The 13000-nt window shown below is 62.9% G+C and carries 13 protein-coding genes and 3 pseudogenes; 7 read left to right on the top strand and 9 right to left on the bottom strand.

Annotation, left to right across the window (positions count from 1 at the left end; genetic code table 11):
* Positions 1-7 precede the first annotated feature (7 nt).
* Positions 8-655, bottom strand: a complete 648-nt coding sequence (locus HF916_RS06155; RefSeq protein WP_168788174.1) for a response regulator — start codon at positions 653-655, stop codon at positions 8-10.
* Positions 652-2667: a sensor histidine kinase gene (locus HF916_RS06150; protein WP_240975128.1), complete on the bottom strand. Its 2016-nt coding sequence runs from the start codon at positions 2665-2667 to the stop codon at positions 652-654. Before HF916_RS06150 ends, HF916_RS06155 begins: the two co-directional genes overlap by 4 nt.
* Positions 2668-3078: 411 nt before the next feature.
* Here HF916_RS06150 and HF916_RS06145 point away from each other — a divergent pair, with 411 nt between their 5' ends.
* Positions 3079-3552, top strand: coding sequence for a universal stress protein (locus HF916_RS06145; protein WP_168789032.1), 474 nt, complete (start codon positions 3079-3081; stop codon positions 3550-3552).
* A gap of 111 nt (positions 3553-3663) precedes the next feature.
* Here the strand turns inward: HF916_RS06145 and HF916_RS06140 are convergent, their stop codons facing one another.
* The 7 genes and pseudogenes from HF916_RS06140 to HF916_RS06110 form a co-directional block, all read right to left on the bottom strand.
* Positions 3664-4491: a universal stress protein gene (locus HF916_RS06140; protein WP_168788172.1), complete on the bottom strand. Its 828-nt coding sequence runs from the start codon at positions 4489-4491 to the stop codon at positions 3664-3666.
* Entirely contained in the window at positions 4488-4991 is a 504-nt protein-coding gene (locus HF916_RS06135) for a universal stress protein (protein ID WP_168788171.1), read from the bottom strand. The genes HF916_RS06140 and HF916_RS06135 overlap by 4 nt, the downstream gene beginning before the upstream one ends.
* A gap of 42 nt (positions 4992-5033) precedes the next feature.
* Positions 5034-5870 (bottom strand): universal stress protein, encoded by an 837-nt coding sequence (locus HF916_RS06130; RefSeq protein WP_168788170.1) that lies wholly within the window; start codon positions 5868-5870, stop codon positions 5034-5036.
* Positions 5871-5979: 109 nt separating this feature from the next.
* Complete coding sequence (locus HF916_RS06125) at positions 5980-6165, bottom strand: hypothetical protein (RefSeq protein ID WP_168787326.1); 186 nt, start codon at positions 6163-6165, stop codon at positions 5980-5982.
* Between the two features lie 157 nt (positions 6166-6322).
* On the bottom strand, positions 6323-7234 hold the full coding sequence (gene arcC, locus HF916_RS06120) for a carbamate kinase (protein ID WP_168788169.1): 912 nt from the start codon (positions 7232-7234) through the stop codon (positions 6323-6325).
* A gap of 140 nt (positions 7235-7374) precedes the next feature.
* Positions 7375-8835: pseudogene (locus tag HF916_RS06115) on the bottom strand (MBL fold metallo-hydrolase RNA specificity domain-containing protein).
* A gap of 36 nt (positions 8836-8871) precedes the next feature.
* Positions 8872-9111: a hypothetical protein gene (locus HF916_RS06110; RefSeq protein WP_168788168.1), complete on the bottom strand. Its 240-nt coding sequence runs from the start codon at positions 9109-9111 to the stop codon at positions 8872-8874.
* A gap of 306 nt (positions 9112-9417) precedes the next feature.
* Here HF916_RS06110 and HF916_RS06105 point away from each other — a divergent pair, with 306 nt between their 5' ends.
* The 6 genes and pseudogenes from HF916_RS06105 to HF916_RS51950 form a co-directional block, all read left to right on the top strand.
* Positions 9418-9930, top strand: coding sequence for a flavodoxin family protein (locus HF916_RS06105; RefSeq protein WP_168788167.1), 513 nt, complete (start codon positions 9418-9420; stop codon positions 9928-9930).
* 22 nt (positions 9931-9952) lie between these two features.
* Positions 9953-10390, top strand: coding sequence for a hypothetical protein (locus HF916_RS06100; RefSeq protein ID WP_168788166.1), 438 nt, complete (start codon positions 9953-9955; stop codon positions 10388-10390).
* A 139-nt stretch (positions 10391-10529) separates the two neighbouring features.
* A pseudogene (gene atpD, locus HF916_RS06095) lies at positions 10530-12028 on the top strand (F0F1 ATP synthase subunit beta); the annotation flags it as partial.
* A complete protein-coding gene (locus tag HF916_RS06090) occupies positions 12020-12478 on the top strand; it encodes a F0F1 ATP synthase subunit epsilon (protein ID WP_168788165.1) in 459 nt (152 codons plus the stop codon). The pseudogene atpD and the gene HF916_RS06090, both read left to right, overlap by 9 nt.
* Positions 12475-12792 (top strand): AtpZ/AtpI family protein, encoded by a 318-nt coding sequence (locus HF916_RS06085; RefSeq protein WP_168788164.1) that lies wholly within the window; start codon positions 12475-12477, stop codon positions 12790-12792. The genes HF916_RS06090 and HF916_RS06085 overlap by 4 nt, the downstream gene beginning before the upstream one ends.
* Positions 12785-12946: pseudogene (locus HF916_RS51950) on the top strand (ATP synthase subunit I); the annotation flags it as partial. The gene HF916_RS06085 and the pseudogene HF916_RS51950, both read left to right, overlap by 8 nt.
* Positions 12947-13000 lie beyond the last annotated feature (54 nt).

Here is a 13000-nt window from a genome sequence, read left to right as displayed (position 1 = left end):
CTTGGAGCTAGATTTCGTCGTCTTCCCCGAGCAGCTTGTGGCGCAGCGCGTAGCGCACCAGCGCGGCTTCGTGTGGCATCTGCATTTTTTCGAGGATGCGAGTTTTATAGGTGCTCACCGTTTTGCTGCTGACGCACAACTCCGCGGCGATTCCGGTCAGGGTCTGCCCTGCGGCGATGCGGCGGAACACATCGAACTCCCGGTCGGACAGGCGCTGATGAGGCAACGTGTCGGCAGGCTCGTTCAGGCTCTGGGCGAAACGCTCGGCCATCGCGAGGCTCACATAGACGCCCCCGGATGCGACTTTGGTGACCGCAGTGACCAGTTCGGCACTGGCGCTTTCCTTGGTTAAATATCCCGATGCTCCCGCCTTGAAAGCGCGTACCGCATACTGCTGCTCCGCATGCATGGTGAGCACGAGGATCCGCAGCGCCGGCTTTTCCTCCTTGATCTGTTTGATCAGCTCGACGCCGTTTCGTCCCGGCATCGACAGATCCAGCACGAGCACGTCGGCCGCGTTCGAGCGGGTCAGTGCAATCGTGCTGACGCCGTCATTGGCCTCGCCGACCACCTCGAAGCCACTGGTGCTTTGCAGGATATGGCGCAGACCGTCGCGTACGAGGGCATGGTCGTCGGCAATTAGCACTCGAATCATGTTTGCATCTCCTGCTGTTGCACCGCCAGTACCGGAAAAGTAACGGTCAGCGCAAAGCCCTTGTCATTGGAAGTATGGATTTCGACGGTGCCACCCAGCATGTGTGCACGCTCGCGGATACCGAGAAGGCCAAACGATTTCTCGCCGGGGTTCGGTGAGCGGTTCGCGCCATGGCCGTTGTCCGCGACCTGCAACACGCAAACGCCCCCTTCGACGTGCACCGTTAGCGTGACGAGCGTCGCTTCCGCATGCCGGGCGACATTGGTCAGCGCTTCCTGCACGATACGAAATAGCGTCGTTGCGCCCGTCGGCGTAAAGCTGGTGTCGCCGACTTCGATTCGGCGTTCCACGTCGATGCCGTAGCGGTTTGTAAAGTCATTGGCGAGCCATTCGATCGCTGGAATCAGACCGAGATCGTCGAGCATGACCGGGCGCAGATCGGCAGCGATCCGGCGCACCGAGGCGACCGTCGCATTGATCAGCCGGCGCATCCCACGCAGTTGCTGCAGCAGGCGCGCTTCAGCCGTGGTTTCAAGCTCCTGTTCGACCGAAGAGATGTCCATCTTGAGGGCGGTCAATTGCTGCCCAAGGTCGTCGTGCAGCTCGCGTGCGATGCGGGTTTTCTCTTCCTCGCGCGATTGCCACTGCGCATTTTCCGCCTTTACCCGTTCTGTGATGTCGCGCAGCATGACCGTGTACAGCTTGCCATCGCCGTCGTGGATCTGCGAAATCGACGCTTCGATAGGAAACTCTTCGCCGTTGCTCCGTAAGCCGAACAGCACACGCTGCTTGCCCATCTGCCGGTCGGAAACACCGGTCACGCCGAACTGTTCGACATGCCGCTGGTGTCCTGCGCGAAAGCGCTCGGGAATGAATCGCGAGAGCGAGGCGCCGACCGCGTCCATCGCGGAGCATCCGAAAACCTGTTCAGCCATTGGATTGAAGATGACGATGTTCTGCCGTTCGTCGACGGTAATGATGGCTTCCATCGAAGAGCGGATGATGCCCATCATGCGTGCCTCGTTCAGGGTCGACTGGCTGCGCGCCTTGCTCGTCGCTACAGATCCGCCGCCGCGTTCGCGGGCTATCAGGAAAGCCATGGCGCCGAACAGGCATGCTGCCGCAACGCCGGCGATCAGCACCGTGGTTTCTGCAAATTCTTCCCCGGCGCGCAGATAGCGACCGCTCGCCGTGTAGGAAAGCGTGATAGGCACCCCGCCGACGCGCAAGGTATCGGTTCTACGGATGACCGGGGCCGTGTCCACCAGGTCGTCGTCTCCCGCAGCGGACGAATAAAGCAGCGTGGCAGGGGTTCCGCTAAACACCTGCAGATCGATGTGCCGTTGCGGGGCGAGGGCGTTATCGAAAACACGGCCGGAGTCCAGCGCCGCTACCAGCAGCCGCTTGATGCCCGCGCGGCGCGCTTGCGGAGTCGACGGCAATCCGGCGTCCGAATACACCGGAAAATAGAGGTAAAGACGAGCGTGAGGGCTCGAGCCGATATCGCCGAACGGCGCTGTGTCGGCGTCGAGCGCGCCTGCTCCCGTATCGATGGCGTCCAGCAACGCCGTACGGCTCGCGGGAGCGCTAGCCAGGACATAGCCGACTGGCATCGCATCGATGGTGGCCGGCGCCATCTGGGTCACCGGCGCGACCGGTCGCGGCGCAGCGGCTTGTCCGGCCACGTTACCGGTGCCGCCCGTCAGGCGGGGGATACCGGCGGCGTCAGCATCAGCATAGCCAAGCGCGCGCACCACGGATGACGTTTCGTCCAGATCGAGTTGCGCGACATATCGGCGCCAGGCGTCGGCATCAACCACCGGCGCGACGGAGAGCAAACCGCGCGCGCCGCGTAGCAGCGATCCGCCGGTGGCGAACTCGCGCTGCAGATCAGCGGTGATACGCACAGTATTCTGATCAAAGCGGCTGTTGGCGGCGCGCAATGACTGCTCGCCGACCCAGCGCCACGCACCGAGCGCAGCCGCAAGAACAACCGCAAATGTGACCGCCACGACAAGCACAGCACGTCGCTCAGGTGGGACAACCCGCATGGGCGAAAGAGATTTCCTGGCGACGGGCGTCTTACCGCGAAAGGGCATGTGCGCCTCATTGGATGGTGGGCAATCCGCCACCCTGGCAGATGGAGCTGGTGCGGCGCGGATCGGGAAACATCACCGTGATCTTTATTAATTGCGGCCAGCCGGAACAAGGCGTGCGCCGCCTATTGTGCGCGATACGCACGGATCGTGCCAGTGCAGCCAGCTCACCCCGGAAGCCTCGCCGTGCACGAATGTTGACGGATAGCGAGCCGTCGGCGCTTGATCCTTATCAAGCGCATTCTGGGCTGCGAATCGCAGACTGAAAGTGTGCCGCCGCCTGATAGTCGCAGCCATTCGGGACGGGGGCGAATGAAGGAGAAGGTCATGTACAAACGGATTCTCGTAGCAATCGATGGCAGCCAGGCCGCGCAACTCGCGCTCGGCGAAGCGCTGAAAATCGCCCAAGCCGCGCAAGCGACGGTGACGGCGGTATTTGTCGACGAACATGTTGCGCAAATGGTCGACGTAGGAACCGGGTTGGTCGAGGAGCAGGCAACCAGTACAGCGGTTGCAGCAGCGATGGCGACGCTCGAAGACGCCCGCGCGCTTTTTGAACAGTGCAACGTGCGTGGATTGACCCGGACGATTGACGCCTACGGCGAAGACATCGTCACCGTCCTCTGCCGATTGGCAGAAGAGTGCGAGGCCGATCTCGTTGTAATGGGCACGCACGGGCGTCAAGGCATCGGCCGGATGTTGCTCGGTAGTGTTGCCGAGGCATTTTTACGGCGGGCCGGGATGCCTGTTCTGGTGGTTCGGCGCGAACGCGACATCGACGAAATACCGTCATACCTGTAATTGTGCGGTGGCGCGCCCGGGAAACCGAGGCTCCCAAAAAAGAAGCGCCCTGAAAACTGGGCGCTTTAATTTGCGCGAGGGCTTTTTTCGCGCAATTCGCGACTTGTCAGATTAATGCGACATCAGCACCGGCACGGTCATAGACTCAAGCATGGTTCGTGTGACGCCGCCGAGCAGCCGTTCCTGCACGCGCGCATGTCCATACGCACCCATCACCAGCAGATCGATATGACGATCGGCCAGCATGTTCAGCAGCAGCGCGCCTGTGGGGACGCCGGCCACCTTGGGCGCGGCCGTAAATCCCGCCTGGATGCCGTGCCGGTCAAGCCAGGCGGCGACGTCGATGCCGGCTGGCGCTTCACTATCCGGGTGACGCTGCAGGGTCATCACGGTAACGAATTTCGCGCGTTTGATCAGCGGCAAGGCATCGGCCATTGCCCGGGCGCTCTCGCGGCCACCGTCCCACGCGATCAGCACGTTTTCGGCGAACGAACGGACAGTCACGGCATAGGGCAGCACGATGCCGGGGCGGCCCGAGGCCATCACCACGTCCTCGACAAAGTGGCGCGCGATATAGGACGAAGAGTCGTCCGGATCATCCTGACCGAGGATCAGGAGGTCGGCATGACGTGCGTGCAGGATCGCGGCTTCTATCGCAGGCCCTTCCGGCGCCCGCCATTCCACGCTGCGCCCGGCTCGTTCTCCTGCCGCCAGGAAGCGCGTCTGCGCGCCTTTCAGGTTGGCATCGTGTTGCGCTTCGCGAGTCGCGAACCACGCGCGTTCGCCGTGAAGAAACTTCGGCTGCGTCAGATCCTGACAAACGACGTACAGCCCGATCAGATGCGCGTCGTGCCGGCGGGCCAGTTCAAGTGCGAATTCGATCCGTGCGGCGCTATGGGTGCTGTCGTCGAGATGCACCAGCAACGTTTTGCAGTTCATGACGGTTCCCTGATCGGTTCGGTTGCCTGTGCGTCGCTTGTCACAGGTTTGGCGCTGTGCGCCGGGATCATCAGTACGGCACACTGCGCGATGCGCAGAAAACGTTCGGCGACACTGCCGAGCACCAGCCGCCGGACCCCCCGCCGCCCGTGCGTGCCCATTACCACCAGGTCAGCCTTGAACTCGCTTGCCGCGCGCAGTATGCAATGGGCGATGTCGTTACCCGCCTGGTCGGTTTCGGCGATGCGCGGCGTGCCCTGCAGGCCGGCCAGCTTCATGCGCGCAACGGCGTCCTCGATCACACTTGCGCCTTGCTCCAATAGCGCATCGCGGGCATGGGTCAGGTCGGAACCGGGCAAGTCATATACCAGCATCGGGACGTCCACGACAAAAAGAGGTTGTAGTTTTGCGCCTGCATCGCGCGCGAGCTGCAATGCTGCGTCAAGGGCGTGCGCGGACGTTTCACTGTCGTCGACGGCAACCAGAATCTGTTGATACATGGTGAACTCTCCTGAATGGACCGGACTCGAAGCCTCAGTTCATTAATGCGACATCAGTACCGGCACGGTCATTGATTTGAGGATCGTGCGGGTCGCTCCGCCCATCACCAGTTCCTGCCAGCGAGCGTGCCCGTAAGCACCCATGACGAGCAGATCTGCGCCGATCGCGGATGCCTGCGACAACAGCGCGTCGCCGATCAACGTGTCCGTGTAGGCTTCAACATCCTTGAGCTCGACGTTGACGCCGTGCCGTGCGATGAGCGTCGCGATATCCGCGCCCGGAATGCGCGGGCGCGGCTCGTCACGCGCGCCGTTGATGGTGACGATCGTGGTGGTCTTCGCCGCGCGCATGAATGGCAGCGCGTCGTGCACCGCACGGGTGGCTTCGCGGCTACCGTCCCAGCAGACCATCACATGCGCACCGGGCGACGTGACGCTGCTGGCGTACGGCACCAGCAACACCGGCCGGCCTGCGGACATGATCAGGTTTTCAGGAAAAAAATCGCCGACGTACGATTCCGGATCCTTCGGGTCGTCCTGGCTGGCGATGATCAGATCGGCGCACCGGCCACGATGCGACACGGCGAGGCTGGCCGGGGCGTCGACAGCGATCCACTCGCCGGCAACCTCGGCTCGACTCAGTTCCGCATGAAAGAGCCGTTCGAGAGCGCCGCGGCGTTCCTCGCGCAACTGTTTGTGCGTAACGTAGTATTCGGCGGTTCCCGCCATCACGTAGAGCGAGCGCGGATCGGGCGTGAACACGGCAAACACGCCGGTCAGATGGGCGTCGAACTGCTTGGCGAGCCGCAGCGCGAGTTCGAGCCTGGGATGCGCGCGCTCACTTGTATCCAGGTGAACGACAATGGTCTTGTAGGTCATTGCAACGCTCCAGAAGTGGGTGAGTGGCGCGTGAACGCGTGATGTGAGTCTAGGAGCCGGGTAGTCGCGCGCGTTGATTCAGATCAACAGCGCGGTAGCGCGAAACCCTTCATCTGGGTGCGCCGACGGCGATCCGGCCGATCTCCCCAATCGTGACGAGACGCCACAATGGTTGATGGCGTAGATCGATTAACCCATGAGCGATTCTCGACGCCGCGCTGTCGAGTACGCTGTATAGGCCTATCTTGATGGTTGAGGAACCGGGATTGAACGTCAGCAGGAGTGGGGTGCTCATGATCGGATCGGGCCTTCCAACGTGCGTTCGACCGCACGGGAGTTGTGCGACGCAACAGTTTCCGGATGTCTGGGCACTTAGTCGCCCGCAGGCCTTGGCCTTTGATCTCGGTCAATCGGAATTCGGAGGCGCGGGCTAACCGATCGCCGAACGCTGTTTAGGCGCACAAGACACGCGTGCCTGCCGTGCCGTTTGCCATTGCCTCGATTCGGCCGAGTGAGCCGATGACTGCCGGCCGGCCGGTGCGCAAGACGAACTCGCATGCTGCCTCGACTTTCGGTCCCATTGAGCCGGCCGGGAAAGGCATCGACCGGAGTCCCGTCACCGATACCTCTTGCAGTACACGTTCGCAGGGCGTGTGCCAGTCGGCATAAACCGCATCGACATCGGTCGCGATCAACAGCAGATCGGCGTCGATCTCAGCCGCAAGCAGCGCGCTGCACAGGTCCTTGTCGATCACAGCCTCCACGCCGCAGCGAGTGCGGCCATCCGCTGCAACCGTGACCGGAATTCCGCCGCCGCCGGCCGCGATCACCACGGTATCGTGGTCGAGCAACCATTGAATGGGCTGAAGCGCCGCGATGCGTCGCGGTTTCGGCGACGCGACGACGCGCCGGAAACCGGCGCCGTCCCGAGCGACGGTCCAGCTGGTGCTGATCACCAGACGTTCCGCCTGCGCCTCTGTGTAAAGCGGACCGATTGGCTTGGTGGGGTGAATGAAGGCGGGGTCGTCTGCGTCGACCTTGACGCGCGTCAGCAGCGTCGCCACCTGCCGTTGCGGCGGCAAGGCGTTAGCCAGTTCCTGCTCGAGCAGATAACCGATCATGCCTTCCGATTCGGCGTCGAGTACATCGAGGGGCGTCGCACCAGCCGCACCCGCGGTGGCGGCCTGCAATGCCAGCAGGCCGACCTGGGGTCCATTACCGTGCGCGACGATCAATTGATTGCCGTCTGCGAGCCGCGCGATCTGCTGTGCGGCGCGGCGGATATTGGCGATCTGGTGGGCCATCGTCATCGGCTCGCCGCGCCGAAGCAACGCGTTACCGCCCAGTGCGATCAGAATGCGCATGATGATTCCTTAAGCGAGTGTCGCCATGAGTACCGCCTTGATTGTGTGCATGCGGTTTTCAGCCTGCAAAAACACCATCGACGCATTCCTTGATGATCCCGATTCCTTGTCTTTTCCCGGCTGCTTACGAGATACGTTGATTAGGTCACTTCGGGACGGCTGGCCGATTGATCCGGATCAGCCATTTCAGGGTCGGACATCGCCGTTGCCGCGCAGGGATGAATGTCTGCATCGCCAGCCTTTCCGGGCAGTTCGACGGATTCGAGGTAGGTGGGTACCTCGCAGCGCCAGTGAAGCGTTTCTTCGATATGACGCCGCAGCGCGTCAGCGGCGCCAGGCTCGCCGTGGGTGACGAACGTTCGTTCCGGCGGCACTGAGATGGAGTGAAGCCAGGTCGTCAGTTCCTAGTAGTCCGCATGCGCGGACAGCGACGAAAGCGTGACGACTGAAGCCCGCACAGGCACATAGCCGCCATGAATCTTGATCTCGGGCATATGGGCGGCAAGTGCCGTGCCGCGTGTGCCGGTCGCCTGGTAGCCGACTAGCGCGATCGCATTGCGGCTATCGGGCGCGAACGCCTTCAAGTGATGCACGACCCGCCCGCCGGTTGCCATCCCGCTGCCGGCGATCACCACCATCGGACCGTGCCGGGCCGAGACGGCTTTGGATTCGTCGACGGTACGCACCATCTCGGCCGCGCTGCTGATCGCGTTGGCTTCGGTCATCGTGAGGCGATGCTCTCCCACGTGATGCCGGTACAGTTGCGTGACGCTCGACGCCATCGGGCTGTCGAGAAAAACCGGCACATTGGCCATCCGGCCAGATGCCTTCAGGCGGGCGATGTAGTGAAGAATGGATTGCGCACGGCCGACCGCGAAACATGGAATCACGACCACACCACCGTGCTGGAAGGTGCGCGCGAAGATGTCGGCGAGTTCGGTGGCCGGATCCGCGCTATCGTGCAGACGATCCCCGTAGGTGGACTCGACCACCAGATAGTCGGCGTGCGCAAGCGGCATGGGTGCGCGCATGATCGGATCGTTCGGACGGCCAACGTCGCCCGAGAACGCGATCACCTTGCCTTCCATGCACACCACGACGCTGGCGGCGCCGAGAATGTGCCCGGACGGCAACAGCCGGAAGCACGCTTGCTCGTTCAGTTGCTTCGGTACATCGAACTCACGTGGCACGAGCAACTGCAGCGCGTTTTCGGCGTCTTCGAGCGTGTATAGCGGCAGCGCCGGATGATGTTTCGAAAATCCATGCCGGTTCGCGAAAGCAGCCTCTTCTTCCTGCAGATTGGCGCTGTCGCGCAACAACACTTCGCACAGGTCGCGGGTGCCACGGGTGCAATAGACGGGTCCCCGATATCCCATCCGCGCGAGGACTGGCAGATAGCCGCTGTGATCCAGGTGGGCATGCGTCAGGATCAGCGCATCGAGTGTTTCGACCGGAACCGGGAACGCGCTCCAGTTAAGCAGGCGCAGATTCTTTGTGCCCTGAAAGAGCCCGCAGTCGATCAGCACCCGAAGGCCGGCTCCCTCCAGCAGATACCGCGAGCCGGTGACGGTTTCTGCCGCACCTAGAAAAGTCAGCTTCATGGCTTCACCTCTTTTGGCGGATGAGCCGCCCGCCCGTCACATTGCCGCGCGTTGGCCGAAGTTGTTGCAGAGCGCTTCAGCAAAGCGTCTGAAGGCGTGCAGCGAGCCCGCGATGCTTTGGTATTTCTCCCGGCCGATTTGCCCATCCAGCGTGATCAGCATCCCGGACTCGCGGGCCAGCGCAAGAATTTCATCGAACTCACTGGCGGCGTCGCATGTGTCTTGCGGTTGTCCGACCAGCGCCGTGGCGCGGACGGAAAAAGTATCGTTCGGCATGGCTGGTCTCCTTACAGGTCAACCTCGGCGCGCTTATCGAGGGCGTCGCGAGGGCTTTCGATTGCTTCTGTCCTGAAATTAAGTGTCGGTCACTGCATGGCCGATAGAAATCAGGCGGCGCTGAGCCTTACGTAGGGTGTCCCGCGCTCTTGTCGGGGATTTCCTACACGCCACGGCGTGGTAATGACACTCAAGTTCATCGCTTGACATGGATCATGAGAACGCGCCCAACCGCACCTATGCTCGTGGCATGCACTGCGAATCCCGCATGTGAGCGCATGGCGGCGTGCGCTCAGGAGATCGAAAATGCCCGAAGCGAAAATTCTTGTCGTCTATTACTCGCGTACCGGCACCACACGTTCGCTCGCGTCGGCGCTCGCCAAGATGCTGGCCACCGATCTTGAAGAGATCTGCGATTGCAGCAATCGTGAAGGGCCTGGCGGCTATCTGCGCTCACTGTTCGATGCCATCCGCAAGCGGCACGTTGAAATCGGACCGGCGGGGCTGGATGTCTTGGCGTACGACCTTGTGGTCATCGGATCGCCCGTCTGGGCCGGTTCGGTATCGGCACCGGTGCGTTCTTACCTCATCGAGAATCGGGCGCGGCTGCCGCAAGTGGCGTTCTTTTGCAGCTTCGGTGGACGAGGCGCTGACAAAGTCCTGCGTGAGATGCAGCAGATTGTGGGCAAACCGGCCGTCGCCGAATGCAAAGTCACTGCGAGCGAGGTTCATCACGGCGCACACATCGCGCTTTCGGCTTTTGTCAGTGGACTTAAGCGGCACATCGCCAAATCCCAGAATCTCGAATGGATGTGCTGATTCATCGGGGGAATGAGCGCACATGGACAATAGATTGATTCTGGCCTGTGCCATCGCCGGGCTTGCGGCATGCACTACGCAGACACGCGTTGCTGCGCTTCGCGATACCGAGATCCAACTCGAAGAGGCACGCACCCACGCGTCGGTGGAATGTTCCACACACGCAGATTGCGATCGCCTTTGGAGCCTGACGAAGACGTACGTTGCCCAGCGTTCAGTGACGCCGATCCGCCGCGCCGACGAAACGGCGATCGAAACCGCCGAGCCGCACGTGTTCGGCGCCGTCTATGTGTGGGCGACGAGAACGACCGACGATAGTGGAGCCTCCACAATCAGCATCAAAGGTATGTGCCGGGGGATGTATCGCGCAGACGGCGACGCGGGCTGGTTGTATGAAAGTTGCGCCGAGCAGATCCGCGCGGCGGAAATGAATTTCCGTTCGTTCGTCGGCGCTTCGTGACAATTTGCAGGGAGTAGTCGGTCTTCCGCTCAGGTATTGCGAGGCGTCATTTCTCATGCGTTTGATGGAAGTTACCTTATCGGCCGATCGCGGCGGTATCGTGGGGCTATCTGAAAAGCGGCCGCAAGGAATCCTCGATATGTCGACTCATTCAATAGCACCCTTGCCAGCGAGACAGCCCGCCGTAAGCGACGGCTGCGTTGTCGCTGTGCGGGGTGCAGTCGTCGACTTCAGGTTTGCGGGTGATCAGCTTCCGGCCATCGACGACGCGCTCCTTATCCTGCCGGACGATCTCGCGCCGGTTCTCGCCGAAGTTCAAGCCCATCTGAGCGAAACAACGGTGCGCGCGCTGGCGCTGCAATCGACGGCGGGATGGCGGCGCGGCGCGCGAGTGCGGGTCTGTGGCGGTCCCATTGAGGCACCGGTCGGCGAGGCGGTGCTCGGCAGGCTGCTCGACGTCACGGGCGCGACGCGCGCCGACGGCGCGGCGCTCCCCGCGCCGACGGCGCGGCGCTCCCCGCGCCGATCGAGCGCCGTCCGATTCATCGTGCAGCGCCGCCGCTCGCCGCGCAGACCGGCGCCACTACGCTGTTTTCGACGGGCATCAAGGTGATTGACCTGCTTGCGCCGCTCGCCCAGGGTGGCAAGGCGGCGATGTTCGGTGGTGCGGGCGTCGGCAAGACCGTCCTGGTCATGGAATTGATCCGTGCGATGGTCGAGCGCTACCAGGGGATTTCGGTGTTCGCAGACGTTGGCGAACGCTCGCGCGAAGGGCACGAGATGCTGCTCGACATGCGCACATCGGGCGTGCTGGCGCGCACGGTGCTGGTGTACGGCCAGATGAACGAACCGCCTGGCGCACGCTGGCGCGTGCCGTTTACGGCATTGACGATCGCCGAGTATTTCCGCGACGAACGCCGGCAAAATGTACTGCTGCTGATGGATAATGTGTTTCGCTTCGTGCAGGCGGGCGCCGAGGTGTCGGGCCTGCTGGGGCGCATGCCTTCGCGAGTCGGCTACCAGCCGACACTGGCGAGCGAAGTCGCCAGTCTGCAGGAGCGCATCGTGTCCGTCGGCGACGTATCGGTCACGGCAATCGAGGCCGTGTACGTGCCCGCCGACGATTTCACCGACCCTGCCGTGACCGCGATTGCCGCGCATATCGACAGCATGGTCGTGTTGTCCCGTTCGATGGCCGCCGAAGGCATGTATCCTGCCATCGATCCGATCGAGTCGTCTTCGATCCTGCTCGATCCGCTCGTGGTCGGCGAGGAACACGCGGCAGTCGCGACCGAGGTGCGCCGGATCATCGAGCACTACCGCGAATTGCAGGACGTGATCTCTTTGCTCGGTATCGAGGAACTGGGCGCCGAAGACCGCGCCCTCGTAGGGCGTGCGCGGCGCCTGCAGCGCTTCCTGACGCAGCCGTTTGCCGTGACCGAAGCCTTCACGGGCGAAGCAGGCCGCTCCGTGGCAGTCGCCGACACGATCGCCGGCTGCAAGGCGATTCTCGCCGGCGAGTGCGATACATGGCAGGAAAGCTCGCTCTACATGATCGGCACAAGGCCTTCGCAAGGAAGAGGCTGCCGCCTCGCAGGACGTGGCGGCGCACGGCGCGGAGCCAGTGCAATGAGCGCCGCGCCGTTGATCCTCACTGTGGCGACACCGTTGCGGGTATGGTTCGACGCTGTCGAGATCGTGTCTCTGCGCGCCGAAGACGCAAGCGGCTCGTTTGGCATCCGCGCCGGACATGCCGATTTCGTGACGCTGCTGTCGCCGTCGGTGGTCCGCTGGACCTGCGCGGACGGTACGACGCGCTATTGCGCGGTCGATGGCGGCGTATTGCTGGTATCGCGCGGCGTTCAGATATCGATCGAGTGCCGCGAAGCGATCTCCGGCGATTCGCTGGAAAGTCTGGAAGCGGGGGTCCGCAGCCGTCATGCCGAGGAGGACGATGCGGCGCGGCGTGCCCGTGTCGAGCAATTGCAACTGCATGCTCGCGCCGTGCGTCAGATGTTGCGCTATCTACGGCCACGCCCGGGCGTCGACGGTGCCGACGGACCCGGTATGGGAGCCAACCCACGATGAATCCACATCAGATCGACGAGCGCAAACGGCCTGACGACAGGATGGCCGGCGCGGCCCGCCAGGCGGCCGAGCTCGATTCGCGCGGACGCGCTGAACCGGAGCCGTCGCTGGGTAGCAGGCTCGGCCAGATTGGCATTCTCGGCTGGGCCATTGTCCTGCCGACGCTGATGGGACTCGCGATCGGACACTGGCTGGACCGGACCTTCGGCACGCGCGTGTTCTTCTCGGCACCGTTGCTGATGATCGGCGCTGCGATCGGTTTCTGGTCGGCATGGAAATGGATGCATCGTCAGCAACGGGGGCGCGATGACTAGTCTGTTGCCGTTGATCGCACAGTTGTCCATGGGACTCGCGCTCGGCACGTTGGCCGGCGCGTGGCACTTCATGTCGCTGCGCTGGAACTGGCCGCTCTTCGCCGAGGGCCGCGCGGCAGCGGCGCTGGCGTTGCAGCTTGCCCGCTTCGCGCTCAGCGGTGCGCTGCTGTTCATGCTCGCGCACGTCGGCGCATTGGCGCTGCTTGCC

This window comes from Paraburkholderia aromaticivorans, from assembly GCF_012689525.1.
GTDB classification, from domain to species: domain Bacteria; phylum Pseudomonadota; class Gammaproteobacteria; order Burkholderiales; family Burkholderiaceae; genus Paraburkholderia; species Paraburkholderia aromaticivorans_A.
This window is presented reverse-complemented; position numbering and strand designations above follow the sequence as displayed.

Coding starts and splice junctions, on each gene's coding strand:
- HF916_RS06110 (WP_168788168.1), bottom strand. CDS start 9,111: ATGCCGAACGATACTTTTTCCGTCCGCGCCACGGCGCTGGTCGGACAA.
- HF916_RS06155 (WP_168788174.1), bottom strand. CDS start 655: ATGATTCGAGTGCTAATTGCCGACGACCATGCCCTCGTACGCGACGGT.
- arcC (WP_168788169.1), bottom strand. CDS start 7,234: ATGCGCATTCTGATCGCACTGGGCGGTAACGCGTTGCTTCGGCGCGGC.
- HF916_RS06105 (WP_168788167.1), top strand. CDS start 9,418: ATGCCCGAAGCGAAAATTCTTGTCGTCTATTACTCGCGTACCGGCACC.
- HF916_RS06135 (WP_168788171.1), bottom strand. CDS start 4,991: ATGTATCAACAGATTCTGGTTGCCGTCGACGACAGTGAAACGTCCGCG.
- HF916_RS06125 (WP_168787326.1), bottom strand. CDS start 6,165: ATGAGCACCCCACTCCTGCTGACGTTCAATCCCGGTTCCTCAACCATC.
- HF916_RS06130 (WP_168788170.1), bottom strand. CDS start 5,870: ATGACCTACAAGACCATTGTCGTTCACCTGGATACAAGTGAGCGCGCG.
- HF916_RS06100 (WP_168788166.1), top strand. CDS start 9,953: ATGGACAATAGATTGATTCTGGCCTGTGCCATCGCCGGGCTTGCGGCA.
- HF916_RS06085 (WP_168788164.1), top strand. CDS start 12,475: ATGAATCCACATCAGATCGACGAGCGCAAACGGCCTGACGACAGGATG.
- HF916_RS06145 (WP_168789032.1), top strand. CDS start 3,079: ATGTACAAACGGATTCTCGTAGCAATCGATGGCAGCCAGGCCGCGCAA.
- HF916_RS06090 (WP_168788165.1), top strand. CDS start 12,020: ATGAGCGCCGCGCCGTTGATCCTCACTGTGGCGACACCGTTGCGGGTA.
- HF916_RS06140 (WP_168788172.1), bottom strand. CDS start 4,491: ATGAACTGCAAAACGTTGCTGGTGCATCTCGACGACAGCACCCATAGC.